This is a genomic window from Halobacillus sp. Cin3 (assembly GCF_947311855.1).
Taxonomy (GTDB): Bacteria; Bacillota; Bacilli; order Bacillales; family Halobacillaceae; genus Halobacillus; species Halobacillus kuroshimensis.
Map to the genome: position 1 here is coordinate 87,889 of NZ_CAMZMV010000001.1, position 26,136 is coordinate 114,024.

General features: G+C 47.6%; 29 protein-coding genes. 26 read left to right on the plus strand and 3 right to left on the minus strand.

Features of this window, described 5'->3' with window-relative positions; all coding sequences use genetic code 11:
- The first annotated feature begins 535 nt into the window (after positions 1-535).
- From QMA39_RS00435 to QMA39_RS00485, 11 genes are all read left to right on the plus strand, one after another.
- Positions 536-1,141: a hypothetical protein gene (locus tag QMA39_RS00435; protein ID WP_281657686.1), complete on the plus strand. Its 606-nt coding sequence runs from the start codon at positions 536-538 to the stop codon at positions 1,139-1,141.
- Positions 1,142-1,510: 369 nt separating this feature from the next.
- Complete coding sequence (locus QMA39_RS00440) at positions 1,511-2,143, plus strand: lysozyme family protein (protein WP_027953661.1); 633 nt, start codon at positions 1,511-1,513, stop codon at positions 2,141-2,143.
- Positions 2,140-2,385 (plus strand): hypothetical protein, encoded by a 246-nt coding sequence (locus tag QMA39_RS00445; protein WP_206931867.1) that lies wholly within the window; start codon positions 2,140-2,142, stop codon positions 2,383-2,385. The genes QMA39_RS00440 and QMA39_RS00445 overlap by 4 nt, the downstream gene beginning before the upstream one ends.
- Before the next feature lie 95 nt (positions 2,386-2,480).
- Positions 2,481-2,903, plus strand: a complete 423-nt coding sequence (gene fosB, locus QMA39_RS00450; RefSeq protein WP_206931870.1) for a metallothiol transferase FosB — start codon at positions 2,481-2,483, stop codon at positions 2,901-2,903.
- Positions 2,904-2,917: 14 nt separating this feature from the next.
- Entirely contained in the window at positions 2,918-3,652 is a 735-nt protein-coding gene (locus QMA39_RS00455) for a class I SAM-dependent methyltransferase (protein WP_027953664.1), read from the plus strand.
- A gap of 144 nt (positions 3,653-3,796) precedes the next feature.
- Positions 3,797-4,450 carry a YdbC family protein gene (locus QMA39_RS00460; protein WP_206931872.1) on the plus strand — a complete coding sequence of 218 codons (654 nt, stop codon included), beginning with the start codon at positions 3,797-3,799 and terminating at the stop codon, positions 4,448-4,450.
- A 58-nt stretch (positions 4,451-4,508) separates the two neighbouring features.
- Positions 4,509-4,835 (plus strand): VOC family protein, encoded by a 327-nt coding sequence (locus tag QMA39_RS00465; protein WP_340689452.1) that lies wholly within the window; start codon positions 4,509-4,511, stop codon positions 4,833-4,835.
- Positions 4,832-5,182 carry a DUF4440 domain-containing protein gene (locus QMA39_RS00470; RefSeq protein ID WP_027953666.1) on the plus strand — a complete coding sequence of 117 codons (351 nt, stop codon included), beginning with the start codon at positions 4,832-4,834 and terminating at the stop codon, positions 5,180-5,182. The genes QMA39_RS00465 and QMA39_RS00470 overlap by 4 nt, the downstream gene beginning before the upstream one ends.
- Positions 5,183-5,404: 222 nt before the next feature.
- Positions 5,405-6,121, plus strand: a complete 717-nt coding sequence (locus QMA39_RS00475) for a phosphatase PAP2 family protein (protein WP_281657687.1) — start codon at positions 5,405-5,407, stop codon at positions 6,119-6,121.
- 101 nt (positions 6,122-6,222) lie between these two features.
- Positions 6,223-9,612 (plus strand): hypothetical protein, encoded by a 3,390-nt coding sequence (locus QMA39_RS00480; RefSeq protein WP_281657688.1) that lies wholly within the window; start codon positions 6,223-6,225, stop codon positions 9,610-9,612.
- A 49-nt stretch (positions 9,613-9,661) separates the two neighbouring features.
- Positions 9,662-9,979, plus strand: a complete 318-nt coding sequence (locus QMA39_RS00485; RefSeq protein WP_206931879.1) for a hypothetical protein — start codon at positions 9,662-9,664, stop codon at positions 9,977-9,979.
- 93 nt (positions 9,980-10,072) lie between these two features.
- Here QMA39_RS00485 and QMA39_RS00490 read toward each other — a convergent pair whose 3' ends face one another.
- Entirely contained in the window at positions 10,073-11,239 is a 1,167-nt protein-coding gene (locus QMA39_RS00490) for an MFS transporter (RefSeq protein WP_281657689.1), read from the minus strand.
- A gap of 115 nt (positions 11,240-11,354) precedes the next feature.
- On the opposite strand from QMA39_RS00490, the gene QMA39_RS00495 reads away from it, so the two are divergent.
- The 9 genes from QMA39_RS00495 (at position 11,355) to QMA39_RS00535 (ending at position 17,553) form a co-directional block, all read left to right on the plus strand.
- A complete protein-coding gene (locus QMA39_RS00495; RefSeq protein ID WP_281657690.1) occupies positions 11,355-12,173 on the plus strand; it encodes an AraC family transcriptional regulator in 819 nt (272 codons plus the stop codon).
- 125 nt (positions 12,174-12,298) lie between these two features.
- Positions 12,299-12,811, plus strand: coding sequence for an NADPH-dependent FMN reductase (locus QMA39_RS00500; protein ID WP_281657691.1), 513 nt, complete (start codon positions 12,299-12,301; stop codon positions 12,809-12,811).
- 18 nt (positions 12,812-12,829) lie between these two features.
- The gene (locus QMA39_RS00505; RefSeq protein ID WP_281657692.1) at positions 12,830-14,374 is read left to right on the plus strand and encodes a GAF domain-containing sensor histidine kinase; all 1,545 of its coding nucleotides are present in this window, start codon (positions 12,830-12,832) and stop codon (positions 14,372-14,374) included.
- Complete coding sequence (locus QMA39_RS00510) at positions 14,371-15,027, plus strand: response regulator transcription factor (protein WP_242520168.1); 657 nt, start codon at positions 14,371-14,373, stop codon at positions 15,025-15,027. Before QMA39_RS00505 ends, QMA39_RS00510 begins: the two co-directional genes overlap by 4 nt.
- Before the next feature lie 84 nt (positions 15,028-15,111).
- Positions 15,112-15,507 carry a VOC family protein gene (locus QMA39_RS00515; RefSeq protein WP_281657693.1) on the plus strand — a complete coding sequence of 132 codons (396 nt, stop codon included), beginning with the start codon at positions 15,112-15,114 and terminating at the stop codon, positions 15,505-15,507.
- Entirely contained in the window at positions 15,452-16,063 is a 612-nt protein-coding gene (locus QMA39_RS00520; protein WP_281657694.1) for a GNAT family N-acetyltransferase, read from the plus strand. The genes QMA39_RS00515 and QMA39_RS00520 overlap by 56 nt, the downstream gene beginning before the upstream one ends.
- A gap of 159 nt (positions 16,064-16,222) precedes the next feature.
- Positions 16,223-16,411, plus strand: a complete 189-nt coding sequence (locus QMA39_RS00525) for a helix-turn-helix transcriptional regulator (protein ID WP_027953680.1) — start codon at positions 16,223-16,225, stop codon at positions 16,409-16,411.
- A gap of 21 nt (positions 16,412-16,432) precedes the next feature.
- Positions 16,433-16,750, plus strand: coding sequence for a hypothetical protein (locus QMA39_RS00530; RefSeq protein ID WP_281657695.1), 318 nt, complete (start codon positions 16,433-16,435; stop codon positions 16,748-16,750).
- Positions 16,751-17,232: 482 nt separating this feature from the next.
- The gene (locus QMA39_RS00535) at positions 17,233-17,553 is read left to right on the plus strand and encodes a hypothetical protein (RefSeq protein ID WP_027953682.1); all 321 of its coding nucleotides are present in this window, start codon (positions 17,233-17,235) and stop codon (positions 17,551-17,553) included.
- A 150-nt stretch (positions 17,554-17,703) separates the two neighbouring features.
- Here QMA39_RS00535 and QMA39_RS00540 read toward each other — a convergent pair whose 3' ends face one another.
- Positions 17,704-18,780, minus strand: coding sequence for a mechanosensitive ion channel domain-containing protein (locus tag QMA39_RS00540; protein ID WP_206931895.1), 1,077 nt, complete (start codon positions 18,778-18,780; stop codon positions 17,704-17,706).
- Between the two features lie 168 nt (positions 18,781-18,948).
- Between QMA39_RS00540 and QMA39_RS00545 the strand changes: the two genes are divergently transcribed.
- Positions 18,949-21,378, plus strand: a complete 2,430-nt coding sequence (locus tag QMA39_RS00545; RefSeq protein WP_281658360.1) for an EAL domain-containing protein — start codon at positions 18,949-18,951, stop codon at positions 21,376-21,378.
- 61 nt (positions 21,379-21,439) lie between these two features.
- Here the strand turns inward: QMA39_RS00545 and QMA39_RS00550 are convergent, their stop codons facing one another.
- Positions 21,440-22,105 carry a type 1 glutamine amidotransferase domain-containing protein gene (locus tag QMA39_RS00550; protein ID WP_027953684.1) on the minus strand — a complete coding sequence of 222 codons (666 nt, stop codon included), beginning with the start codon at positions 22,103-22,105 and terminating at the stop codon, positions 21,440-21,442.
- Positions 22,106-22,251: 146 nt separating this feature from the next.
- Between QMA39_RS00550 and QMA39_RS00555 the strand changes: the two genes are divergently transcribed.
- From QMA39_RS00555 to QMA39_RS00575, 5 genes are all read left to right on the plus strand, one after another.
- Positions 22,252-22,764 carry a GrpB family protein gene (locus QMA39_RS00555; RefSeq protein WP_281657696.1) on the plus strand — a complete coding sequence of 171 codons (513 nt, stop codon included), beginning with the start codon at positions 22,252-22,254 and terminating at the stop codon, positions 22,762-22,764.
- A gap of 142 nt (positions 22,765-22,906) precedes the next feature.
- On the plus strand, positions 22,907-24,382 hold the full coding sequence (gene dacB / locus QMA39_RS00560) for a D-alanyl-D-alanine carboxypeptidase/D-alanyl-D-alanine-endopeptidase (RefSeq protein WP_281657697.1): 1,476 nt from the start codon (positions 22,907-22,909) through the stop codon (positions 24,380-24,382).
- A 185-nt stretch (positions 24,383-24,567) separates the two neighbouring features.
- Positions 24,568-25,257, plus strand: a complete 690-nt coding sequence (locus tag QMA39_RS00565; RefSeq protein ID WP_206931907.1) for a VOC family protein — start codon at positions 24,568-24,570, stop codon at positions 25,255-25,257.
- On the plus strand, positions 25,258-25,530 hold the full coding sequence (locus QMA39_RS00570) for a hypothetical protein (protein ID WP_206931909.1): 273 nt from the start codon (positions 25,258-25,260) through the stop codon (positions 25,528-25,530).
- Positions 25,531-25,599: 69 nt separating this feature from the next.
- On the plus strand, positions 25,600-26,133 hold the full coding sequence (locus QMA39_RS00575; protein WP_281657698.1) for a GNAT family protein: 534 nt from the start codon (positions 25,600-25,602) through the stop codon (positions 26,131-26,133).
- The last annotated feature ends 3 nt before the right edge of the window (positions 26,134-26,136 follow it).

Consider the following 26,136-nt stretch of genomic DNA (forward strand, 5'->3'; position numbering starts at 1 on the left):
GCACACAAAAGCTTTTAAGGATTTGATTGTTATCTCACTAATACAAGGTGTAATTATAAATGGAATCCTTTATGGTTTCCAAATAATCAATAACTTTACATAACTGTTTGAGTAGATTAATGTTTCTCAAAAGAGATACTGGCACACTGTGCTTTCCTTATATGTGAACCTGATATTAGGTAGAAGCCAGCTTTAATTACCTCGAAATCAAGTCTTCCTGTAACGGGGGCTTATCATCAATAAAGGTTACCTCCTGTGATAGAAGAACCTTCAAGGAAATCGAGTGATTAGCGAGGGATAGTATGTATGAAGCTATTATAGAATGGAATACTGTAGCAATATAAGTATCTCGAATTTAGTCTTCCTGTAACGGAGGCAAATCCTAAACCTAATGGTGCACCTTTTATTGAAGGATATTCTTAATTTGGGTCAGCCTCAAGTACATATCTTATCAAGATTAAGAAACTAATACCTTCCTAAATACGTCTTGATAATAACAAGACGTATTATAAGTAACTGGAGAAGGGTGGTTTTATTGAAAGAGAACAAAAAGCACATGATTCGGTGGAGAAGCTTTACCGTTTTTTCGTGTACTATAGGATTGCTGGTTGGTATATTTTCAGTTATATCAGATAATTTACCATACTTTGGTGAAAAGATAACGATGATTGAATTTGTCGTATCCTATTTAGCAGTCATGATCAATTCTTTGCCAGTGTGGTTTTCACTAGCGATGGTGGCTGGTTTTTTATTTGCAAGGGAATTGAAAGGGTCTGTAATTGTAGGAGTAATCTATACGCTAGCAGCTATAACGTTTTACTTTGTAATTAGCAATATCTATGGAAGCAACACAGTAACTAGTTCATTTGTTGAAAGAGTACTCAGGTATTTGTTGTGGTACATAGTTTCTGCTGTTGGGGGATTGTTAGGTGGAAGTGCAGGATTTTTATTGAAAAAGAACCATTATACCATCCTAATTCTAACTATAGGGTTAATGGTGCAGATAATCATAAATGGGGGAAGTAGCTGGAACAACATGGTTGGGATCGCTCAAAATACAACATATTGTTTAATGCTTGTAAGTACAATTATATATTTAATAATTCAAGGGAAGAGACATAGCTTATACATGCAAAGCTAAACGGGCTAAGTCTACATCTTCTCCAACATACCTTGAACTCGAGTATTCATGTATAGGGGACTTTAGTTGAATAAGTCAAATATAAAAAAGGAACTTTCATAAAATAGGAAGTTCCTTTTGTAGTAATATCTACAGTAAACTTTAACAATGCCTTCGTTTTAAAGTTAGAGAACATTAAGCTGGTCCGGAGGGCTGTGTAGGCCATATGTGGCCGAGGCAGACATCCACCGATAAGCAAGAGTGGCCACGGAGAAGACCAGGACTTTTACAATATTTAAAAGCTATCCTGTGGACGGTTTCATGAGCATTTATTCTATCAATCTATTCATCTTATTGTATGATGAATAGAGAAGAAAAGGAGGAAAGGCAATGGCATCCAGTAAACGAAACACATCCGGTCCGTGGAGACCTTTTCTTTTTCTCCTTTTAGCGGCTGGTCTTGTTTACCTCATTGTACAGGAAGCTGGCGGTGGTGGAGTGATGAGCAGTATCGTTGAGGAACAGACGGACCCGCTATCAAACAATGTCCGGCAGTATGAAGAGGAAGTGGAGAAATACGCAGCCGAAGAGGGGATTGCAGACCAGACGGATGTGCTGCTTGCCCTTATGATGCAGGAATCCGGCGGCCGAGGGGATGACCCGATGCAGGCGTCTGAGTCCTATTGCGGGGAAGTCGGCTGTATAGAAGATCCGGAAGTATCCATCAGGCAGGGAGTGTCCTACTTTGCCACAACGCTGGAAAAGGCAGATGGCGATGTCAAGCTTGCTTTGCAGGCCTATAACTTCGGGGCCGGTTTCATCGACTATGTCATGAACCGTGGCGGTGAATATACACAGGAACTGGCCATTTCTTTTTCAGCAGAAAAATATGAAGAGTTGAAGGGTACGGGGGAATACAGCTGTATCCGGGAAGAAGCTGAGCAGTATGATGCCTGTTATGGGGATATCTATTATGTAGATGCTGTACTTGATTATTATGAAGAAGAAGGGGGCGTATCATGAGTGCTTTTACAGCGGTCACCTATGATGTCTGTCCGCACGAATCATTATTTGAAGCCATGAACAGCTATGTAATTGAAAAGGAAGAGGATATAAAAGCCGCTGCAGCCAAAGCGGCCGCCCAGGATGTGGCTCCTGTTGTCCACGTATACCAAACGCCGGTGGAGGATGAATCAGCTCCCCTGCTTTATAAAGAATACACCTTTGACGCATACACGTGCCGCTGTGGTGAACCCCGGGAATGAAAACTCATTCCCGGGTTTTTTTGTGTGGAAGAAGATTGAAAACCTTCAATTATTTTGAAATAATAAATAAAGATTCATAGAAAGGGTGACGATTGGTGAGGGCAGTTGGATTAAACCATCTTCTTTATTCGGTCTCAGACTTGGAGCAGTCCATCCATTTTTATCAGGACATTTTTGGCGCGCGTCTGCTTGCGAAGGGGAAAACGACCGCTTATTTTGATCTTGCAGGGATATGGCTGGCCCTTAACGAAGAAAAGAATATACCGAGGCCTGAGCAGGCGTCCTACACGCATACCGCTTTTTCCATAGAGGAAAACGAACTCCCATCAATGGTCTTGAAGCTGGAGGACCGGGGTGTAAACATTTTGAGCGGCAGGGAACGGGAAGACGGCGATCGGTCATCGGTCTATTTTACAGATCCTGATGGGCATAAATTCGAGTTTCATACCGGGACATTGGCGGACAGGATGGATCATTACAAAAAGACGAAGCCGCATATGGAATTTTATGATGACTGATCAGGAGGGGCAGGATGGGATACAAAGGTTCATCTATTTATGACAAAAATGAATTTTTTGATGCTTTTTTACACCGGCGCAACCGCCGTGATAGTCCGAATAATGCGATGGAAAAGCCGGCTTTTCTAAACATGATGGGAAAGGTTCATGACCAGCGGGTGCTGGACCTCGGCTGTGGAGATGGCTCCTTTGGATTGGACCTTTGCAGGGCCGGCTGCCGGATCTATGAGGGAGTAGAAGGGTCAGCAAACATGCTTAAGGCCGCACAGGAAAACCTGAAAACCGCCCGTGCTCGTCTTCACCATACAATGGTGGAAGACTTTAGAATGGAACCGGAATCCTATGATCTGATTACTTCAAGGATGGTGCTCCATTATATAGAAGAGGTGTCCGTAGTCTTCCGAAGCGTCTATCAAGGCCTGAAGCCCGGCGGCCGCTTTGTATTCAGTGTGCAGCATCCGCTTCTGACATCGACTACAGCGCCGTCTGATCAGCCTGGAGGGCGTACGAACTGGGTGGTGGATGATTATTTTCATAGAGGAGAGCGGAAGGAACATTGGATCGATCATGAGGTCATCAAATATCACCGTCCCGTAGAAGTGTATGTTCAAGAGCTTCTGCAGGCGGGGTTCCGGATAACGGGACTGAAAGAAGGTTGTCCTTCTCCGGATGCATATAAAACGAAAGAGGAATATGAGCGGCGCATGAGAATTCCGCTGTTTTTGATTCTGGGTGGTGAAAAAAGGTGAAGTTCGTCTTACCAGTGATAGCTGTGTTGTCTCATGACGCGATCATCCTTCCTAAAGCGAAATTCTTGAAGAACGGTCCTTAACAAGAAAAGATTTTTTGTCGGATGCCGGCTGGGTACATGTGCATGGATAAGGAGAATCTGCATGCTGATCAAATTAATGAAATGTAAAGTGAGTCCTGAAAAGAAAGAGGCTTTTTCAGAAGCGCAGGCTTCATGGAGTCTCCTCAGAGAAATCCCGGGGTTTTTAGGGCAGGCCGGCGGCTGGAGTAAAAAACATCCCGACCGCGCCTTTATTATCGCCTTCTGGAAGGACCGTCACTTTTATGATGCTTTTATGAAGGACAGCCACGATGAGGTGTTTCATCAGTCCGGACAGGAACGGACTTATGAAAGGCTGGACGTCCAACTGTATGAATCACTGTACAACATCACAGGCACCTCCCCCGCAGACGTTTTGGAGAAGGCTGCCTTCCTTCGTCTGGCTTTCACGCAGGTGAAAAAAGATAAACTCGACAGCTTTCTTACCATACAGGAAAACGTTTGGAATCCAGGGATGGCTGCTTCACCCGGTATGACTGGCGGATTTTTTGCGGGACATACGGAAAGTGAGTCCTGTTACCTCATTTTATCGAGCTGGGCCAAAGAGGTGTATCACAGGCAGTATCAATCGGATGTGTTTCCGAAGCTGTTGACAAACGCCAAGCCTGGAAACCTCGTGGTGACACTTACAGGAGATGGATGTGTGCTTGAAGAGAACTGGCGGGTAACCCCTGTTTTAATGGGGCGGCATTCATGAGTGGAGGAGAAGCGGGCTGCCAGACAGAAAAGGAAAGATCGTAGGGTTCGAACTGAGCATCCCGCAGCCCGAAACAGCGGCCTCGTTTTATAAAGATGTGTTCGGATGGGACGTTGGGGATCCTTCCCATGGGTATGCACCGGTTTCCACTGAAAAGGAGAACGGCATCTATGGCGGCATTTCCAAAGGCGGTGGTGACTTTCCACATCGCGTCCGTATCCATATGGAAGTCTATTCCATTGATGAAACGCTTGCAGAAGCTGAGAAAAGTGGGGCGCTTGTAGTAAAGGGGAAAATGGAATCGGAGGATTTTTCCCTCGCCTATCTCGTTGATCCGACTGGGATCGAATTTGGACTTATCGAACGAAAGGAGCGTTCCTCATGAATCTGCATGACCATTTGTATCAACAGGAAACGGAACTGTTAACGCTGGAGGTGAGGTCTTCCAAAGAAGAGCTCGACCGGCGGCTTGCTGATGACTTCCAGGAAATATCCAGTACAGGGGCAGTCTTCGGAAAAGAACACGTGATGGAACGTCTGCCGCAGGAAGAGGACCGCGGTCTGACATGTGAGCAGTTTCAAGTACAGCAGCTCGCCGAAGATGCTGCACTGACCACCTTCCTGCTTCATATCAAAGAGACAGGGAAAACGTCATGGCGGAGCTCAATTTGGAAAAAGTACGGAGAAACGTGGAAGATGGTTCATCACCAGGGGACCCCGACTCCGAAATGAACGCACGCACAGGACTTGTTCCTGTGCTTTTTTGTGCGGTTATCTATGAAAATAAGGTTTTATCAATAATTTTCTGGAGATGTCAATTCGTTTATGAATCTATCAACGAAATGGCATATCTATCAACGAACAGGCTGATCCAGGCATTTTCAGCGGTTTGCAAAGAGTGTGGAGAGGGGTAAGAGAAGAGTAGTTGACCTTGGGTGAAAGGAGATCATCATTATGCTATTCCGTGGTATTCATCCTTCCGAGCCCTCCAAAGCCTCTGTCGTTACAGTCATCATCGGCTTCTTTTTGATGGGTGCGGCGTTTTACGGCTTTATTGAGCTGGCGGAGGATGTGATGGAAGACGAAAAATTTGCGGTCGATCAGGCCGTGTCGAATATAACAGCATCGCTGTCCACCCCTGGAATTGATCAGTTCATGGGAACGGTGACGGAGCTTGGGTCTGTCTGGTGGATCACGGCCGCTTCTGCTGTGACGCTGATTTATCTCGCTTTCTTTTCTAAAACGAGCCGGTGGCTGTGGGTGTTCTTCCTCGTCAATATGATCGGCATCAGTGCGTTAACAAAAGGGTTAAAGCTGCTGTTTGAGCGGCAGCGGCCGGAAGTGCTGGAGCAGTATGACGGTGTGGGCTACAGTTTTCCGAGTGGTCATTCGTCAGGAGCGATGGCGTTTTACGGGTTTTTGATCTATATGATCGTGATCAGTCCCCTTCGCAAAAAATGGAAATGGACGATCAATGTTCTTTTATCAGCGTTAATCGTTCTTATTGCTGTAAGCCGGACGTTTATCGGGGTGCACTATTTCACCGATATCGCAGCAGGTCTCGCGCTTGGTCTCGGCTGGCTGCTGATTTGTATAGCCTCTCTGGAAATGATGATGTGGCGCCGGCGCAAAAACCATCAAGCCTCTGAAAAACAAACGATGTCGTCATGAGGAAACGTCCGGCTCTTCAAAAGAAGGGCCGGACGTTTTTTTGTTCGGTACCCAAATGTTTCCAACCGGGTGTTACAATGGATGGGACAGGAGGGAGAGCGATGGGTAAATATGCCAATCAGCTGAAAGATGAATACTTCCACGAGAGGCTGAATCGATTACGAAGCGAAGGCTACATCGATGAAGAGACCTATACTTATATAAAAACACAGGATCAACACTATAAGGAAGCCGTGGCCGCAAGGATCGAGCGGCAGCAGATATCCGAACCGGCTGAAAAAGAAAGGCCGAAGCCGGCTGAACCGGTAAAGAAGGTGAAAAAACAAAAGTCTCCCGAAGAGGTGAGAGAACGGAACATTACGTGGTCCTTGATCCTCGGAGTAGCCCTCCTGCTTATGACGGGGGTGATTCTTGCAACGAGTCAATGGGACCAGATGGGACCAGGAGCAAAGCTCTCAGCCATCATTGGAGTATCTCTCTTCTTCTTTGCGCTCAGTTACGGGACGAAAAGGGTGCTTGGAATTGAAAAGACGGCTTTCGCCTTTTTGACACTCGGCAGTTTATTGATCCCGGTGGCAATACTGGCCGCCGGTTATTTTGAACTGTTTGGCAGCTATTTTTCGTTGGACGGAGAAGGGCGCTACATCCTGGGCGTGTCAGGGACACTGATTCCACTGCCTTTATATATCCGCCATGCCATGGTTTACCGCTCGCGGCTGTATGTATGGATATCGCTGGTTTTCATGAGCATGACCACGGCATTTGCGGCCGGGGCGCTGCCTGTCGGTACAGATGGGTTTTACCTCATCGTTATGGTCTACAACGCTGCTCTGCTTGGGGGGTATATCCGTTTTAGAAAACAAAAGCGCTGGCAGCTGTTTACGAGAGAACTACCATTATATACCCAGCTGCATCTTGTCTTATCGACTCTGTTCATGCTCTTCTTTTTTGAAGAGGAGGTCTTTTACAGCTTTAACCTGCTGCTTACAGCGGCCATGTATATGGCGATGGTATTTATTTACGGGACGAAGGAATATCAATTCGTCTTTTCCGCAATGCTCGCCTATGCTGTCTATCAGCTTGTCGAACACTCGCCGCTGCAGCACATCGAAGAGGTGTTATTTCCCGCGGCAGGTCTGCTTTATTTAGGTTTTGCCTATGCCGTGAAGCAGCAGGGCTTTGTCAAAAAGATGTTCCACTATACGAGTGGTGTCGTTTCTATTTGTGCTTTTATCTATATTACGTTCCAAAGTCTGCAGCTCCGGGCTGAACAGGATTCCTGGCTGCTTCTGGCTGCGTATCTGATCATCATGATCAACTATCTGCTGCTTGCTGTCGTTTCAGGACGTGCCATTTTCAAGTATATGGCACCGGTTTTTTATATAATCAGTGCCGCACAGCTCTGGTCACTGATTGGCAGTGGACCGATGTATCTGTTTGTCTATACTGCCGCTGCACTTCTCTGCCTGTACCCAGGCCTTTGGGGAGAAGGCCGCTGGATGAAGCCTGTCAGGTTCAGCAGCTTTTACATAAGCCTGCTGGCAATGGCTGCTTGTATTACGCTGACTTGGACGATGGAGGCCTATGGGCATCTATCGCTTCAGTTTCTCGTGAGCTCAGCGCTCGCAGTGGCTGTCTACAAAAAGGGAGCTGAACAGGACTGGCGATGGACAGCCCAGTGGTTTCATCCTGCAGCCCTCTTGATTTCCATGATTCTCATCTACCAGCCGATGACAGACCGGCTTCCGGCGTATGGAGATGGTTTTGGATATTCGTTTCATTTGGCCTGTTCCGGGCTGCTCCTGTTAGCGGGGGCAGGCGGTTGGCGGCTCTTAAAGGAAAAACCAATGGAGATAAAGACTTTTTACATCGGGCAGGGCACCTATATCGCAGCCATGGCACTGCTGCTTGTCGATCCGCTCGTGGATCAGATATTTGTCCGTCCCCTGTTATTGTTCATCGGTTTATTCGTCACGTACGGTCTGACGGTCTATGGATCCAAAGCATCCCTTTGGATATTTCCGGCCTTAACGACAGCGGGTTTTTATTTGTCGCTCATCAAACCCCTGCCGCTTCCCGGATTTGACGGAGCGCTCGTATACAGTCTGTTTGCACCGGTATTGCTGCTTGTCCTTGCAGAAAAAGGGAAAGCACTCGGGCTTCGTCCGTCCTTTTACTTGCTGGCTCATGGTATGCTTCCGGTCATCATCGGGTTGATGTGGCTGACGACGCTTGGAACAGAGGGCGTTCATCCCCTGTTTTTCCTTGTACCTCTGGGTGTGTACAGCTGGAGCTCCTGGCGGGAAGAACGAGAGATTGGCCGGCGGTTGATGCTTTATGCCGCTGCCTTCCTTGTATATGTTTTGATTTACACGCTTTCAGAGCAGTGGGGTCTTTGGACGCTGATCCCGGGCGAATATGCGTTTATGATCACCACGGTTATTCTCGGGTTCGTCTGGACCTTTTTGTCTCAGCCTTGGAAAAAACTCCTGGACTGGTTTTTGATTCCATTTTCCATTCTTGGTCTTGCGCTGATCATGAGCCGGAGCGGCCTTATGGCTTCCTGGGAAATTGCACCTATGTGCGCATACGTCATCATCACGCTTGTGTTGATTCATCTCCGCCGCTGGTGGTATGTCCTGTTCCTGCCGCTGCTTCTCACGCTGTTGATGTGGGAGAACATCGGACAGATTTGGGGCAGGGACGTATTGATTCCGGTTCTTGCAGCTGCAGCTGTGCTCGTGTACGGGGCAGGTGGGTACCTGTTCCGTTCCCTCGTCCCTTCCAGACAGAAAGTGGATGCCTATGCGTTCACCGCCCTGCTTTATATCGGTTTTCTTACGATCTATACGGCGGCCTACGGGAACGCATGGGTGGAAGTCCTGCCGCTGCTTCTCACAGGCTCATGGATGATGGTATCCGCTTCAAGATGGAACCGTCCCTTGTTTGATAAGGTGTCCTACACGATCGGGAGCGGCTGTTTTTACATTGCTTATCTTTGGATCCTTGTTGACTATGAGGCCTACGTTCCTGATCTATTGGAAGCTGAACTGTATACCCTGCCGCTGCTGTTCGTCCTTTATCTGTTACGAAAACGAACGTGGCACGAGTACAGGGGGGGCATGAGTCACGTGCAGTCCGCGCTCCTTCTTTTCATTGCGGCCTACCTTGTGAGCGATGCGATCATCAGTCATACGCTCTGGGATGCGTGGATCATCGGCGGTTTGTCTGTAGTGTCCATGGTGACGGGGATGCAGCTTAAGATCAAATCATACTTTTTTACAGGAATGGGTGTGCTCATTTTTAATGTCATCTACCAGACGAAGCCCTACTGGGGCCGGGCGCCGTGGTGGGTGTACCTGTTGACGGCAGGACTGTTATTGATCGGGACGGCCAGCTACAACGAATGGCAGAAGCAGCAGTCCGGCAAAGGAAAACCTGTGGAACGGAAACTTAAAAAATTGTGGCTGTCCCTTAAACAATGGGATTAGCACGCTTTTAGGCTTCTGTCATAGGATGGGGAGAAAAAGGAGGGTCTCGATGATGAATCATCCGTCTCATATGTCTCCCCGGACCGGAGGACAGCAGCAGGGAGCGAAGGATTTCTGCCATCAGCACCTTTATCAAATGATCCAGATCGAAAATCATGATGGTTCCGTTCATGCCGGCATTCTGCACAGCTTCGACGACGAACAGCTGTATTTGCTCAAGCCTGCCGGTCAGCAGCAGGTGCCGCAGAGCCAGGGCAGTGCTGACAGCCGTTTGTTCTTCCCGTTTTTCGGTCCTTTCGGTTTATTCGGCTTTCCGTTCTGGGGCATCCGCCGTTTTGGTCCCTTTTATCCTTACTACTGGTATTGAACGGGGCCGCCTTGTTTACGTATATCATTTAACCCGTCCCAGGATAAGAGGAGAGGACGGGTTTTTGTGTGAGTGATTCTGGATGCACATCCATCATCCAGCCACCCTCTCTGGTTCATCCCTTGAATAGGTGGCCAGGCGGTTTGTCTGTATGAATCCGCCGATGATCAGGAGGATTCCAAGCGTGGAAAACAACCACCCTCCACCGAAAAAGGAAAGGAAGAGGCCGCCTGTGAACGGACCAGCGGACCGGGAGAAATCCCAGTGCAGGCCGAACAAGGCGAAATATCTTCCTTTATGAGCCTGCGGGGCAATCGCGCTGATGAACGTCTGCATCGGATTGAGCACCAGAACAGCCCCAATACACAACAACAGCTGTGATACAATAAGTCCAACGAAATGAGAGGAAAACGCAAAACCAAATGCAGCCGCTGTATAAAACAGCCATCCGGTCTGGATGACTCGGGTCCGCGGCCATTTTTCCGCCCAATGGGCAAGCAGGACTTCAAAGCAGATGAAGAAGAGCGTGCCGGTCATCTGCAGGACCGAAAACGTCCAGAGGTAATCTTCCGTGTTCTCTTTCAAGTAAACCGGCCAGTTGGTTTCCATCTGGGCATGAAACAGACTGATCGGCAGCATGCTGCAGGCAAGGAAGGCTGGTTTTTTATAGGGGACAGGCTTCCGCTCTGAAACTCCTGTAAGGACACCGGTCCATGACTCCGGCAGCCACAGCCAGACGATCAAGGCATAGATGAAGGTGAGCACAGCCATCAGAGCGAACAATAACGGTGGATGCCAGCTGAAAAGCACCGCTCCAACAGCAGGTCCGGCCAGTGCGCCGATATTTGAACCTGTCTCCAGCAGCGCAAACGTCCGTGTTTGTTTTTCTAAAGGAACCGTTTCTGATATCTGCGCCCTGGCCGCAGGGATGTAGACAAACCGTCCAAGTCCATTCAAAAAAGCACAGACGGCAAACGTCCATACATCGGCAGCCACGATAAATCCGACCATCGCCGTTATTTGAAAAAACAGGGAGCCTAAGAGCACTGGTCGTCGGCCGAAGCGGTCGATCCACCTGCCAAAAAGCAGTGTGAAAAGAATTTCCGTGAAGGGCTGGATCCCAATGATTAAAGCAGCCAGTCCCAGGTTTTCTTCGAATCGGTCATACATATACAAGGTTAAAAACGGAAGTAAAAGGATGGATATAAAGGATATGAGCGTATGACCGCCGGCTTGAATCATTATCGTCCGTGTTACCATCACCAAGTCCCCTTTCCTTATGAAGTAAACCTATTGTATTGGAAAGAAGGAAGGACGGACGAGGCGGTTCTTGCGGTTATATCAGCAAATCTTGCTCAATAAAGGAAGATGCAGCATGGAAATGAGGCTCGATCTCGAGCATACCGGAGTTTTACTATTCGATTTACAGCAGGGGGAGGCGGATGAAGCTCACCCTCACGACCATTACCAGATCAGCATTCCGATGTCCCGGAGCATCGCAGTCCGCCATAACGGTACGCATCTGCATCTGGATGCGGAAAAAGCACTGATTGTGCCTCCTGGTGATGTCCATCAGCATGAAGCTTCCGGGGGAAAAGGGATGATCATGCTGATCAGCTTTAACGAGACTGTTGTCCAGAAGGTCCTGGAGGGGCGGCTTGGACAAAGTGCCTCCCCCGTAGATTTTTCAGCACTCCAGCCCGTTCCCGCTGCAGTCGTGAAGGAAGCAGAAAAACAGATACAGACAGCTGCTTTTAAAGGAATCGATCAGGTACTGTCCAACGAGGAAGCTTTTACAGAAACCATCCTCACCCATATAGAGGGCTCTCACACAAACTTATGGCAGCAGGCAGCAGCCGATCATCTTCACCGTCCAGAAGGGATTGCTGCCCAGGTACAGGCCTTTGTAAATGAACATTTCAGGGAGGATCTGACGCTGGATGTGGTTGCCTTTCAAATGAATATGAGCAAATACCATCTGCACCGGGTGTTCGTGAAACAGACGGGACGGACGCCAAGAGCGTACATTCATGAGATCCGGCTGGAGGAAGCGGCAAGACAGCTGATGAATCCGGGACGTGATATTACGACAACGGCCTTTGATGTGGGGTATCAGTCCCTCAGTACGTTTTCCAGGGCCTTTAAAGCCCGTTTTGGTGTAACGGCAAAGGTGTATGCCGATCAACATCGGTGAAGGGGAGCTGTTCTTTTTCAATGGCGAACGAACGTTTTCCGTCCAAAGTTGTAGAAAAAGTTCCGTCATTTCCCGGAGTCCGATTTTTCCTTTCAGAGATAAGGTAAGAGCAAGGAGGAATCGAAATGAACATAACAGTGATCAGTGGAACACCAAGAAAGCAGGGACGGACAAGGCAGGCAGCCACAAAGGTGGCGGAGAAGCTTCAAGCTTCGCTTATTGATTTGAGTGAAGACCAGCTGCCTTTATTTGATGGTACAAAACAGCAGGAGCATCACCCGGCTGTCATGAAATTCAAGAAAACCGCAGCGGAAACGGACGCGTTTGTCTGGGTATCGCCGGAATATCATAACGGGATGAGCGGAGCCTTGAAAAATGCACTCGAATTTCTGGATGGGTCCCATTTCAAAGGGAAAACAACCCTTCTGTTTTCTGTCTGTGGCGGAGGAAAAGGCGGTATAAATGCGGTCAACCAGATGAGGACGATCGGCCGGGGCCTGTATGCCATGATACTTCCGCAGCAGATGGTCTTCGACCCGGAGGATTTCGATGCGGAGAGCGGATTAAAGAAAGGAACGGAGGACCGGCTGGACAGCGTCCTTGCTGAGTTTCACCAATACCTTCCCGTAACAAACTGATGGAAACGGAGGAAAAGGATGCGTGCGTATGACCGTGTGGAAGAATTAACAATCATGAAAGGGATCGCGGAAACTTTGAATCTTTGTAACGACATGAATGAAATGCTCCAGGCTGTCCTTGAGAAGCTGTTGGAGCTGACCCATTTGGAAGCGGGCTGGATCTTTCTCGTTGATGAGGAGCCGCATTATACGCTGATCGCCGATTACGGTCTGCCGCCGGCGCTTTCCAGAGAGGAAAAAGCGCCGATGTGTTCGGGTGACTGCCACTGCCTGCACCGCTATTGGAACAACAAACTGACAGAGCCGGTCAATATCATCGAGTGCAAACGGATCACAGAAGCTGTGAAAAACAGACGTGGGGACACGGAGGGAATCTCTCACCATGCGACGATTCCCCTCGGCGATGGGACGGAATTTTTCGGGATGTTGAATGTCGCAGCCCCTTTTAAGGAACATTTTTCAGAGGAAGAACTGACCTTGATGCAGTCCGTCGCCTATCAGATCGGAACCGCCATCAAGCGGACGAGGCTGTATCATGAGGAACAGAAAAGAGCAGAGCTTTATGAAAAGCTGAATAAGGTGGTTCGTTCCATCAACAAGGAAGAAGACATCCCTGGCTTATGTCAGACCACAGTCACGAAAGGAATGGCTCATTTTGGCTGGCAGGCGGCAGCCATGTACGTGAAGAAAAACCATGTGTACATAAAACAAGCGTCAAGCGGCGGGGAATTCTCGGAAGAGATTAAGCAGGTTCCAGAAAAAAACGGAGAATCAGAGGCCATCCATCACATCACCATAAAGGACGAGACCGTGGGGCTGCTTCATACGGTCTCAGGCAGCAGACACCCTTTTCAGCGCAGAGATACTGAAGTCCAACAGGCCCTCGTCCGGAATATGGCTCTTGCAGCTGAGAGCCTGAACCTTCAGAAAGAACGCCGGGAGCTTTTGCTGCATGAAGAAAGGAAGCGTCTTGCCAGAGATCTGCACGATTCAGTCAATCAAAAGCTTTTTTCCCTTTCTTTAACTGCCCGTGGAGTAAAAGAAATGATTCCAAATGACCAACAGGACCTCCGGGAGATGCTGGAGGACATGCTGCTGCTTTCACAGGAGTCCCAGAAGGAAATGCGGTCGCTGATCTGGCAGCTTCGTCCGGTCGGGATTGAAGAAGGATTGAGTGCAGCTTTGAAAAAATATGCCGTCCATCTCGGCATCACGGTGGATATCGATATGAAGCAGGTTCCGGACTGGTCGGGAAATGCGGAGGAAACATTATGGCGGATCGGCCAGGAAGCCCTCAATAATATCAAGAAACACACCAACGAGACCACCGCTGCCGTCCACTTTTATGAAACAAAAACAGGGGCAGGTATGGTGCTATCCGATTGTGGTCCTGGAATCGATGATCATGAAGATGTCGAGGCCCGTACCCTTGGATTGACGAGTATGAGAGAGCGGGCCGAACTGGCCGGCGGTTCTTTTTCCATCCATAGTGTGAAGGGACGGGGCACAGAAGTACGAGTATTTCTCCCTCATAAGGGAAACCGAAAGGAGCGGATGGAATGAGTATACGGGTGATGCTCGTCGATGATCATTTAATCGTTCTGCGCGGACTGAAGTTCTTTTTGAATACCCAGCAGGATATCGAAGTGGTGGGAGAAGCGGAAAATGGCCGGACGGCATTGGAAAAAATGGAGGAGTGTTCTCCTGATGTCATCCTGATGGATTTGATGATGCCGGTGATGGACGGGGTAGAGGCGTCTAAGGAGATTCTTCAACGGTATCCAGAAGCGAAAATCGTCGTTCTGACCAGTTATTCCGATCAGGATCACGTTATCCCCGCCCTTCAGGCAGGCGCGTCCGGGTATCAGCTGAAGGACGTAGACCCGGATGAGCTCGTCCGGACCATCCGCGCCGCTCACCGAGGTGAAAAGCTGCTCCACCCGAAAGCGACCCAGCTGTTATTAACAGAAATGAACCAGGGTCATAGAGGTAAATCGGCGGAGGTCCCGTTCAGATTAACAAAACGGGAAAAGGATGTGCTTTACCAAATAACCCTCGGGAAGAGCAATAAGGAAATTTCTGCGGCTTTGTTTATTACAGAAAAAACGGTCAAAACACATGTGAGTCATCTATTAAGCAAACTCGACGTCCATGACCGCACACAGGCGGCCATCTTTGCGATGAAGGAAAAAATGTTCGAAGAATCCAGCAGCTGATTGAACTGTCCTCTTTGGAAAGGAGGAATCCTCTTTTTGGAGTCGAATGTAAATAAATAGAATATCCAAAAGGAGGAGTAGCCTGTGAGCCGTCTGGTACATTTTGAAATTCATGTCGATGATATGGAGAGGGCGAAGGAATTTTACAGCCGCGTGTTCGGATGGACGTATGAGGATTACAGTGAATATGCAGGGATGCCTTATTACGGAGCTGTGACCGGGGATGCCTCTACACCCGGCATTAACGGCGCCCTGATGCAGCGTCAGGGACCGGCCCCGGAAAAAGGGCAGGCGGTCAACAGCTTTGTCTGTACGATGAGTGTCGAGAATTTCGACCGTACCGAAGCTTTGATCAAAGAGCAGGGGGGCACCGTAGCTATGCCGAAATATGCGCTGCCTGGTATGGCCTGGCAGGGATATTTCCATGACACGGAAGGCAACCTTATCGGCATTCACGAACCGGACGAACAAGCGCAGTAAGAAAACCCCTCTCGAAGGGGTTTTTTATTTTGGGGAGAGATGGTTAACGATGTGGATTACGGAGCGTCTGGAATTAAAAAGCTATAAAGAATGCGACGTTGATTTTCTTCACAGCATGCTTTCAGACCCTGAAATGATGACTTATATCGGAAATGGCAAGACAAAAACGGAAACTGAAGCCCGTGAATTCCTGAATTGGATCCATACTCATGAGGAATCAGATCCTGATCTCGGCTTGAAGGTTCTGGTAGAAAAGGAGAGTGGGGAACGTATCGGGCATGCCGGCTTGGTCCCCCAACAGGTTGACGGAAAAAAAGAGGTGGAAATCGGTTATTGGATCACCACCGAATTTCAAGGACGGGGATATGCAAAGGAGGCGGCAGCTTTTCTACTGAGATATGCGAGGGAGTACCGCGATGAGGAACGATATATCTCCCTCATCCAGCCGGACAATACAGCATCAGCTCATGTCGCACGTTCGATCGGCATGCATAGGTCTAAGCGGATGCTTATGAAAGAGGGAGAGGTAGACATGTATATGATCACTATAAAATAAAGGAGAGTCCCAGTCTTCTTTTTTTAATGTCAATACTCGCTCTACTTAATTATAGTATAACTACACTGTCAAAAGTATTTGACAGTATGTTTGGGTTTTATTACCATTTAAATGTAAAATACTTTTGACAGTCAGCTGAAGAAAAAAGGTGGGAACGAATTGAAAAACAAGATTAAGCCGTTAAGAGAAAAGCTTGGGGTTTCCCAGGGAAGACTTGCCGATCTGTGTAATGTCAGCCGTCAGACGATCAATGCGATAGAAAATAACAAGTATGACCCCACCTTGAAACTGGCATTTAATATCGCAAAACAGCTAGGAACCACTGTTGATCAAGTATTTAAACCATAACCGTAGAAGGGGACGTGTAAGATGAATGTATTTTTAACAAACTTAGTTATTCCGTTTATCTGGCTTGGTATTGTAGGGGTGTTGTCCGGCAGTCAAGAATTTATCTTCAAGCCTAAAGAAGATGAACGAAAACAGTGGATTAAACAAAAAGCAGTGATACAAAGCTGGTCAACAATCATTCTGTTCATGCTTACAAATCTTCTCTTTGAATTCTTTAATGTGGGAGATTCCCGCTTGGAGGGCATAAAAACAAATTATCCTGAGTTGTTTTATTTAACGATATTATTCCTGAGTTATTGTGTATTCTATTTTATCAACAGCAGGAAGGTAAGTGCATAGAAGTCTGCCGGCAACGAACGATGTACTTAAATGAGGTGGTTTTATAAAAAACATCATTGAATTATTGTCCAGCTTTTTATTTGTTACAGGATGGTGCATCACAGCTGCTGCTGTCTGTTACCTCATTCCAGCCCTGATGCTAGGAGGGTCTTTCCTGCTCCTCTCTATTTCGAGTATTTTATTGGGAATGCTCTTCGTTTGGGCTTCTAAACAGGTATAGATAATGATCGACACTTACATAAGGTTGGGGAACAAAAGGCTGATGCCGAACAAACCATTTATCGCAACTCCATCAATCCCACCCAATCATCTTACTCCAGCAAAAAAATGATTGGCGACAGATATATATAGGATTAATCACGGTGACTATGCTGGATTTTTATCCGCTGATCTATCATTGAAAATAACAGCAATAATGGGAAAGAGCCCACATTGGTTTAGTAATTCAAATACATAGGTTTGACTTGAAGGGGGGGCGTTTCGTGAAGGGAATCTTTAGAGCATTAGATGGGAATATCGAGCAAGTGGATAAAAGAATGGACAACCTCTTAACTTTTATCGGGATCTTTGTAGTATTTATCGTTTCTAAAGTGTTTGATACATCACTGATTTTCTTCATGTTCCTTATCATGGGTCTACTCTTCCTAAGGCTGGTCTGGGATATCATTCATTTAAATTCAAGAGAACAAAAGCGTTACAGGCAGACATTGAGTATCGCTGTGCTGTTCCTGTTTTTGGCCGTTATTTTATGGTTTGTTGTAAGGATACTACTGCCTTACCCATTGGGAATTCTTTATTCATGAACAAAAAAGGATGTCAGCTCGGTCCGTGTTTAACGACTCTCATTATAACGATGACGCTTATTCAATAATTGATGTGGTAGAAGAGAGATGTTGTTCCAGATGTTATTATATCCTTCACATTAGATAAAAACGACAAAGAAGGGCGCCTGGTTAAGGCTGCCCTTCCTTTTCGTTAAATAGTCCAGCTCCGTTCGATTTAATATGTAAATCGCGCTGTGGAAATGGAATTTCAATATTTTCACGGCTGAACGCTGCATAAATGCTGAAGTTCAGGTCACTTTTGATCGGGATCAAGTCCTCCGGTTTGGATATCCAGACAAACAGCTCAAAGTCCAGTGAGGAATCGCCGAAGCCTTTAAAGTTTACGAAAGGTTTCGGATCATTGAGGACATACGCATTCGCTTCGTGAGCGTCCGCGGCTACCTGCAGAAGAGCGTTCTTCACGTTTTCCACATCGGAACCATAGGCGACACCGACCGGAATGGTTAGACGAAGGCGTGGGTCGGAAAAGGAACGGTTGACCACTTTTTCTTCAAGAAAATACGAGTTCGGAATGATGATGTGCTCATTTTCTAACGTGCGTACGATCGTCGCCCGCATGCTGATCCGCTGAACATCACCAACCACATCATCAATGAGAACCCGGTCGCCTACTTTGATCGGCCGTTCGAAAAGAAGAATCAGTCCGGAAATAAAGTTGGAGGCAATGTTCTGCATCCCGAAACCAATGCCGACGCCGAGCACTCCGGCAAAAACGGCAAGGGCGCTGAGATCAATGCCTACTGTCGTCAAACTGATATAAAACGCGATCACCATGATGACGTAATGGATGACACGTTCCATAGTGAAACGGGTTCCTTTATCTAGTTGATGCCGGTCATAAAAGAACGGAAAGATGTACCTGTTCAAAATCCGGGAAATCCGGAAGGCGAACGTCAGAATCAGAAGCGCCACGATAATGAGAAAAAGGGTGACATCCACACTTTCTATAGGGATGAGCTCGTAGAACAGCCATTTGGAATCGGCAAAATAAAAAATGATAAAGACGAGAATCCCATTGTAGGAAAACCAATTGATTAAAGATAGAAAAGCTTTTTCTGCCCGTGGACGACTTGAAAACAGGCGTTTCACAAGTCCTGTTAATATCCATCGAAGGAGGATAACGGCGGTCAGGAAAAGGATGACGGCTAAGATATCCTCCCACGACCAGCTTCTCCAAGAGTCCAAAAAACCACCTCACTTGTCACGTTTGTTTGTTCATCCTACTATGTCTTTTACCCTCCGTCAAAAAAGCTAAGCCCAGGCTTGATTCTTTTCCATAATTCTCTCTAATTTGACACCCGGCCGCCGATATAAGAGATAGATGAAAAGAAGAGAGGGAAAAGACGAGTGGAAATGACAGGTTCCTATAATACATGGTTTGTAATTTTATCGATTGTTGCAGCTGTGGCCGCATCATTTGCTTCGTTGACGATGGTGGAACGGTTGAAAAAGGCTTCTGGACTGACGAAGTGGAAATGGATAGCAGCTGGAGGGCTTACGCTGGGCGGCGGCATCTGGTCGATGCATTTTGTTGCGATGCTCGCCTACGACATGGGCATGCCGGTCCGGTATGATTCATGGCTTCTGACAGTCAGCATCCTTTCCTCAGCGGGAGCGAGCTTTCTCGCGTTTTATTTGATGAGTCGCGGATTGAAAAAACGGATCGACGCAGCTGTCGGTTCGATCGTAATCGGCCTCGGCATCATTTCGATGCATTATATCGGCATGGAAGCGATGATCATGGAGGCCGCGATCCGGTATGATGCGCAGCTTGTTGCCGCTTCGGCAGCCATTGCTTTTGCGGCTTCTTTTACCGCTTTAATTGTTTTGAAGAGTTTTATGAATTATCCAAGAAGGTTGAAGCGTTTTAAAATAGGGGCCTCCTTGGTGCTCGGGGCCGGGATCAGCGGAATGCATTATACTGGAATGGCATCAGCAAGCTTTTATCATGTGGAAACGTCAGCTCAGACCGATCCTTTTATAGACCCGACGCCGCTCGGGTACATCGTGACGTTCGGAGTGTTTGTGTTAATCGGCCTGTTTATTTTAGTGAACCGATACGATACGAAAATGGAAGAGCACAGCGATCATATCCTTTTCATGGATAACCTGTACCAGACCATTGTGGAATCGGCGAATGATGCCGTGATCACCATGAACCAGGAAGGGAAGATTCTCGCCTGGAACCAGGCAGCTGTCGATACCTTCGGGTTCAGCCAGAAGGAAGCGGTCGGCCAGCTGATCAATATCGTCGTTCCGCCTTCGTTTTATGAAGCACACCCTGAAGGGGCGGCTCTGTTTTTGCAAAAAGGAGCAGCGCGTGTGATTGGACAGACGGTGGAACTCGAGGGAATGCACGCCACAGGAAGGGTATTCCCCTTGGAATTATCCTTATCCTCGACCTCCAACGACGAGCAGACGTATTATACCGGAATCATCCGTGATATATCGGAGCGTATTCAACAGCAGGAGCGGATCAATGAGCTCGTGTATAAAGATGAACTGACCCATCTTCCGAACCGGAGAATGCTGAACGATCACTTGGAGACCGTGCTTATGCAGGCGCATAAAAACAACGAGGAAGCCGGCGTCTTGTTCTTGGATCTGGATCGATTTAAACAAATCAATGATGTGTATGGACACAAAACAGGGGACGCCTTGCTGAAGCAGGTAACAGAGAGACTGCAGGCAGAGTCAGGAGATCACGATTTTGCTGCCAGGCAGAGCGGGGATGAGTTTATTCTGGTTTTGAGAGAGACAAGTTCCTATAAAGCCGGCATGGCTGCCAGTCAGCTGCTTGATGCTCTGCGGGAGCCTTTTTTCATTGATGAGGTGGAACTGTTCGTGACGCCGTCGATCGGAATCAGTCTTTATCCGCAGGACGGCCTGGAAGCGGATGACCTTATTAAATTTGCAGATACAGCGATGTATCAGGCGAAACAAGAGGGCGGCAACCAGTATCAATTCTTTACGATGGAGATTAATGAAGTGATTTCCAGGAAAATGATGCTGGAAACCGGTCTGAGAAAAGCGGCCGGACGCGGAGAAATCGAGATTTACTATCAACCTCAGGTCGTTATTGGTACGGGGGATGTGAAAAGTTTCGAAGCGCTCGTTCGTTGGAATCACCGTGAACTGGGACTTGTCTCTCCGCTGGATTTCATTCCACTTGCTGAGGAGACAAAGCTGATCATTCCACTAGGGAAATGGATCCTCAAAAAAGCCTGTACTCAGTTCAAAACATGGCTTGATGAAGGTCATGAGCTTTTTCATATCTCTGTCAACATTTCAGCCGTCCAGTTCAACGATCCGGGATTTGTGGATTCCGTTAAGCAGATACTGGACGAAACCGGTCTGGATCCGAAGTACCTTGATCTCGAGTTGACGGAGAGTGTCGTACAAAATCCACAAACAGCGATTCCTTTTATGCATGAGCTGAAAGCGATGGGGATTAAAATATCCCTCGATGATTTCGGGACCGGGTATTCCTCCTTGAATTATTTGAAGGACTTCCCGCTTGATACCCTTAAAATTGATAAATCGTTCATCCAGACGATCCACAAAAGTTCCAAAGACAGGGCTGTTGTAGATACGATCATCCATATGGCTCTCAATTTGAACTTGAACGTCATCGCAGAAGGTGTAGAAACGCCGTCCCAGCTGGATTACTTGATTTCAAGGAAATGCCACCAGTACCAGGGGTATCTGTGCAGTGCCCCGGTGCCTCACGATCAAATCACCACCCGTTTTTTCCAGCCAGTTAAAGGAGCACCTCTGACATAAAAAAGCTGTCGGGATCATTCCCGACAGCCTGGAACTCTCTTTCCTTTTGGAAAGGGAGTTTTTAGTTTTCTTTTAAGGCTTCAACCATTTTCTCTGCAGCTTTTTCACTGGACATCGGGTTCTGGCCGGTTACCAGATTACCGTCGCGGACCGCGTAGGCGCTCCAGTCATCCCCTTTGGAAAATTCGCCGCCTTTGTTGCGCAGTTCTGTCTCCAGCATGAATGGCATATGCACATCCAGACCCATGCCGATTTCCTCGGAGTCTGTGAATCCGGTCACTTTTTTGCCGCTGACAATCGGTGTGCCGTTTTCATAGGTCGCATGTACAAGACCACTAGGACCATGGCAGACAGAGCCGATAACGTTGTTCTGTTCCGCATGCTGCTGCAGGACATACTGAAGTGTTTCGTTTTCCGGGAAGTCGAACATTGTCCCGTGTCCGCCTGGAAGGAAAATACCGTCAAATCCGTTGGCATCTTCTTTGGAAAGCTTCGCTGTATCCTTCAGCTGTGCTTGAGCTTCCGCCCATTCTTTCACTTCTTCTTCAGGAATACTGTTGGGGTCGAGGGGAACTTCTCCGCCCTGGATACTTGTTACTTTTACCTCATAGCCCTGCTCTTTGAAGGCATTATAAGGAACAGCATACTCCTCAAGCCACAGGCCTGTTTTATGATCATCTGTGATTTTAGTGTGATTGGTTACGACCATTAGAACTTTTTTGCTCATGATGGTACCTCCTAAATAAGTGATGTTACACGATAAGTTATACACGATGAAGGACAGGAACGAAAATAGTTTGCTCAAACGGGACACATTTACTCATCTGCTATACTTGAATGTGGATAATCAGGAAAATAAAGGGGGGGTGTCAAGTGAGGAAGGTGGAGGTTGTCTCCTACGATTCGAACTGGTCTTTTTTATTTGAACAGGAAAAGCAGCTTCTGGAAAAAATTTTCAGTCCAACACTGGTTGAGGTTCATCATATCGGCAGTACTGCTGTTCCTGGACTTGCGGCCAAGCCGGTGATTGATTTACTTCCTGTCGTCAGTGATTTGAGAGCGGTCGATGAAGCTGCCGCTGCAATGGAGGAGGCAGGATATGAAGCGAAAGGTGAGAACGGATTACCCGGCCGTCGTTTTTTTCAAAAAGGAGGACAGGATAGAACCCATCATGTGCACGTATTTGAAGTGGGAAGTCCTGAAATAGAGCGTCATCTCGTATTCCGTGATTATCTTCGGACGCATGACGCGGAGCGGAACGCTTATGGCCGGTTGAAAAAGCAGCTGGCGCAGGCACACCGTTTTAATATCGACGCGTACATCGAGGGAAAAGGTGGGTTTGTCCAACAACTTCAACAAGACGCATGGGACTGGTCACGCAGCTGAGAGGATATATAGGTTGAAACTCTATCCAAAGAACTGCTTCCTTGGGGCTGTTTTGTGGAAATTATCTGTTAATTATTATAATATTATGTAATATTTGGTAAGGTGTAGAAGATCCCATATTCGAGGAGGAAGACGTATACATATGCGGAAATTATCCAATGCTGCAGTCCTGACGTTGACGAGTCTTGTTTTGTTTTTTCCTTTTCAGCCTGTCCAGACAGAAGTGACGGCTTCTCTGGAACATGAAGAATTGGTTGATCAACTCAACCTTCTATTAAGTGATGAGAAGCTGGACGGAGCGCTGAGCGGTGTGAGTGTCCGCTCAGCCGACACGGGGGAGGTCTTATATGAACATGATGCTCATGACCGGTTGAAGCCGGCCTCCAACATGAAACTGCTGACGGGAGCGGCTGCCATGGACACGCTGGGACCTGAGCACACGTTTGATACGCAAGTGTTTTCAGAAGGAAAAGTAAAGGGCGGTAAACTCCATGGCAACCTTTACTTAAAAGGGAAGGGAGATCCGACGCTTTTGTACGAGGATTTTCATGGCCTTGCCCAACAGGTGAAGGACCAAGGGATCAGGTCAGTCAAAGGAAACCTGATTGCAGATGACACATGGTACGATGATATCCGTTTGTCTGAGGATATTTCCTGGAATGATGAAACGCGTTATTACGCCTCTCAGATATCCGCCCTGACGGCTTCCCCGAACAAAGATTATGATGCAGGAACGGTGATCGTCGCTGCCTATCCAGCGGCGGAGGAAGGGGAAGAGGCCGTTGTCGAAGTGACACTGGAAACAGACCACGTGACGATTATCAATCAAACGAAGACGGTTGCTGAAGATGGAGAGAAAGATGTCACGATTGAACGGAAACACGGTACAAACGAAATTATTGTGGAAGGGACTATTCCACTTGAAGGCAGCCGGTCCCGCTCCTGGGTGGCGGTTGATGAGCCGTCTGGACTTGCGCTTGACCTTTTCCAAAGAGCGTTGGAGGAAGCCGGCATAAAGGTAAAAGGAAAGCTGACGTACGCACAAACACCGGAGAAATCCGACCTTGTTGCATCTCATACATCGATGGCGCTTGAGGACCTGTTCATCCCGTTCATGAAGCTTAGTAATAACGGACACGCCGAGGTATTAATCAAGGAAATGGGACGGACCGTTTACGATGAGGGCAGCTGGGATAAAGGGTTGGATGTCGTAGAAGAGTATGTGCAGACGATTGATGTGGATGCAGATACGATGCGTCTGCGCGATGGGTCCGGCATGTCGCATGTCAATATGGTTCCGGCCGATGAAATCTCAGAACTCTTATATAAAGTTCGCCAGGAACCGTGGTATGACGCGTTCTACACATCCCTTCCCGTGGCAGGAAAGGAAGAAAGTTTTGTTGGTGGTACATTGAGGAACCGGATGCAGGACACAGCAGCTGAAGGGAATGTCCATGCCAAGACAGGGTCATTGACTGGTGTGACCTCGCTTTCCGGCTATGTTACAGCGAAAAGCGGAGACGAGTTGATTTTCTCCATCCTTTTGAATAACTATTTAGGCTCAGTTCAGGTGATTGAGGATGAGCTGGCAGTAACTCTTGCTGAATATGAGGGATAAGATACTAAAAAGGTGGTCGGGAAAGTGTTCCGACCGCCTTTTTGATTGTTGTGGCAGACAGAAAATGATGGCAACGGATGTCTTTTTCTCCATCGAAAGACGTAGAAAACATCGGTCTGTCCCCTGATGTGATTCCTTTCCCCTCTCTTTACCATTAAGGTATCGCTGTGAAGGAGGAATGAGAAATGCTTATTGAAAAAGTCATGCTGGATACACGGCCGCTCAAGGATATGAAACATTTTTACGAAGAGGTCCTCGGTTTTAAGGAGAGAGAATCGGAAGAAAATCAACTGACCATTGAAGCTGGGAGAAGTACCATCACTTTTCAAAAAGTAGAGGAGGGAAATCCTTTTTACCATTTCGCCTTTGATATCCCGGCAGACCAGTTTCAGGTGGCGAAAGAGTGGGTGAAGGCACGTACCCCGCTCCTAAAAGAAGAGGATCAGGATGAGGTGGCCTTCGAGCATCTTCAGGCCTGCGCCTTTTACTTTCAGGATCCCGCCGGTAACATTGTCGAGTGTATCGCAAGGCGTACGGCTCCACAGAGTGATGGACAGCCGTTCTCCATAGAGAGCCTGCAGAAGGTCAGTGAAATGAGCTTTGTAGCGGTGGACGCCGGGCAGGGGGGTGAAGTTCTTGAACGGTTGAATCTCATTGAAAGAGAAAAGCGCCCAATCCGGCCGCACCTCCTGAATTTTATGGGGGAAAAGGAAGACGAAAGCTTTCTTTTGCTCCTCGAACCGGGTAGAAAGTGGCTGTTTTCTGATCAGATGGCGGAGGTTTATCCTGTAACGGCTGTCCTAAAGGGGAGAGGGACCGCGTACGTGGGTGAGGGCGGTCTCGTTTCTGTCGAAGAGTGGGAGGGGGGTGTGTAAATGGAAAAGATGCTGGGTTTGTGGCTGGATGAAAAGGGCAGGTACGGGATTGCTAAAATGACTCATCCGGTCTTCGGTGTTTCCTATCATCCGCTCCGCTTTGCAGGTCATGGAACGTATACCATTATCAATCAGCTGTGGTATACGACGTATAACGGAGCAAGGCAGTATTTCCGTCAATTCACAAACAATGATTTTGCATCAGGACGGATGAGGAAAGCAGGTCATGGGAATGTGCAGGTGAATAATGGAAGCATCCGATTTCCTGCCTGATTTTTGAAACGTTTCTCCTTGTTGACCGTACTAAAGGTGAACGTCCCAGCAGAGAGAGGGAGGAATGACTTGTTTACAGGGGAACGCATACATCTGCGAAAAGTAGAGGAAAAAGACGCAGCCATCTACCATCAATGGAGAAATGATACGGAAGTCATGAAGACAACCCAGCCCTACCTCGATGTCCACACCTATGAAAGCACCGAACAATTCATCAAGATGATCACCACCACAGACACATCGAAAAGTTACATGATTGAAGAAATTGAAACATCAGAGATCGTTGGAATCACTTCCATGATCGGGATGGATTACAAAAACAGGCATGCGGAAGTGATCCTTGATATCGGCGAGAAGGAGAAGTGGGGAAAAGGGTACGGCCGTGAAGCGTTTGAACGGCTTTTGGATTACAGCTTTCTGGAATCGAACCTCCACAAAGTGTCGCTCAAAGTCTATGCGTTTAATGAACGCGCCGTCCGATTGTATGAGCATACAGGTTTTACAACAGAGGGACGTCTGAAGGAGGAGCTTTTCCGAAACGGTTCATGGCACGAACTGCTTGTCATGGCCCTTTTTCAAACCGATTATCTAAGAAGGAGTTGAACC

Excerpts from the sequence above, each read along its gene's own strand:
- QMA39_RS00545 (WP_281658360.1), top strand. The coding sequence starts at position 18,949 with ATGACAGGTTCCTATAATACATGGTTTGTAATTTTATCGATTGTTGCA.
- QMA39_RS00510 (WP_242520168.1), top strand. The coding sequence starts at position 14,371 with ATGAGTATACGGGTGATGCTCGTCGATGATCATTTAATCGTTCTGCGC.
- QMA39_RS00455 (WP_027953664.1), top strand. The coding sequence starts at position 2,918 with ATGGGATACAAAGGTTCATCTATTTATGACAAAAATGAATTTTTTGAT.
- QMA39_RS00505 (WP_281657692.1), top strand. The coding sequence starts at position 12,830 with ATGCGTGCGTATGACCGTGTGGAAGAATTAACAATCATGAAAGGGATC.
- QMA39_RS00445 (WP_206931867.1), top strand. The coding sequence starts at position 2,140 with ATGAGTGCTTTTACAGCGGTCACCTATGATGTCTGTCCGCACGAATCA.
- QMA39_RS00500 (WP_281657691.1), top strand. The coding sequence starts at position 12,299 with ATGAACATAACAGTGATCAGTGGAACACCAAGAAAGCAGGGACGGACA.
- QMA39_RS00490 (WP_281657689.1), bottom strand. The coding sequence starts at position 11,239 with ATGGTAACACGGACGATAATGATTCAAGCCGGCGGTCATACGCTCATA.
- QMA39_RS00495 (WP_281657690.1), top strand. The coding sequence starts at position 11,355 with ATGGAAATGAGGCTCGATCTCGAGCATACCGGAGTTTTACTATTCGAT.
- QMA39_RS00570 (WP_206931909.1), top strand. The coding sequence starts at position 25,258 with ATGGAAAAGATGCTGGGTTTGTGGCTGGATGAAAAGGGCAGGTACGGG.
- QMA39_RS00565 (WP_206931907.1), top strand. The coding sequence starts at position 24,568 with ATGCTTATTGAAAAAGTCATGCTGGATACACGGCCGCTCAAGGATATG.
- dacB (WP_281657697.1), top strand. The coding sequence starts at position 22,907 with ATGCGGAAATTATCCAATGCTGCAGTCCTGACGTTGACGAGTCTTGTT.
- QMA39_RS00475 (WP_281657687.1), top strand. The coding sequence starts at position 5,405 with ATGCTATTCCGTGGTATTCATCCTTCCGAGCCCTCCAAAGCCTCTGTC.
- QMA39_RS00440 (WP_027953661.1), top strand. The coding sequence starts at position 1,511 with ATGGCATCCAGTAAACGAAACACATCCGGTCCGTGGAGACCTTTTCTT.
- QMA39_RS00485 (WP_206931879.1), top strand. The coding sequence starts at position 9,662 with ATGATGAATCATCCGTCTCATATGTCTCCCCGGACCGGAGGACAGCAG.
- QMA39_RS00460 (WP_206931872.1), top strand. The coding sequence starts at position 3,797 with ATGCTGATCAAATTAATGAAATGTAAAGTGAGTCCTGAAAAGAAAGAG.
- QMA39_RS00530 (WP_281657695.1), top strand. The coding sequence starts at position 16,433 with ATGAATGTATTTTTAACAAACTTAGTTATTCCGTTTATCTGGCTTGGT.
- QMA39_RS00520 (WP_281657694.1), top strand. The coding sequence starts at position 15,452 with ATGACACGGAAGGCAACCTTATCGGCATTCACGAACCGGACGAACAAG.
- QMA39_RS00480 (WP_281657688.1), top strand. The coding sequence starts at position 6,223 with ATGGGTAAATATGCCAATCAGCTGAAAGATGAATACTTCCACGAGAGG.
- QMA39_RS00550 (WP_027953684.1), bottom strand. The coding sequence starts at position 22,105 with ATGAGCAAAAAAGTTCTAATGGTCGTAACCAATCACACTAAAATCACA.
- QMA39_RS00470 (WP_027953666.1), top strand. The coding sequence starts at position 4,832 with ATGAATCTGCATGACCATTTGTATCAACAGGAAACGGAACTGTTAACG.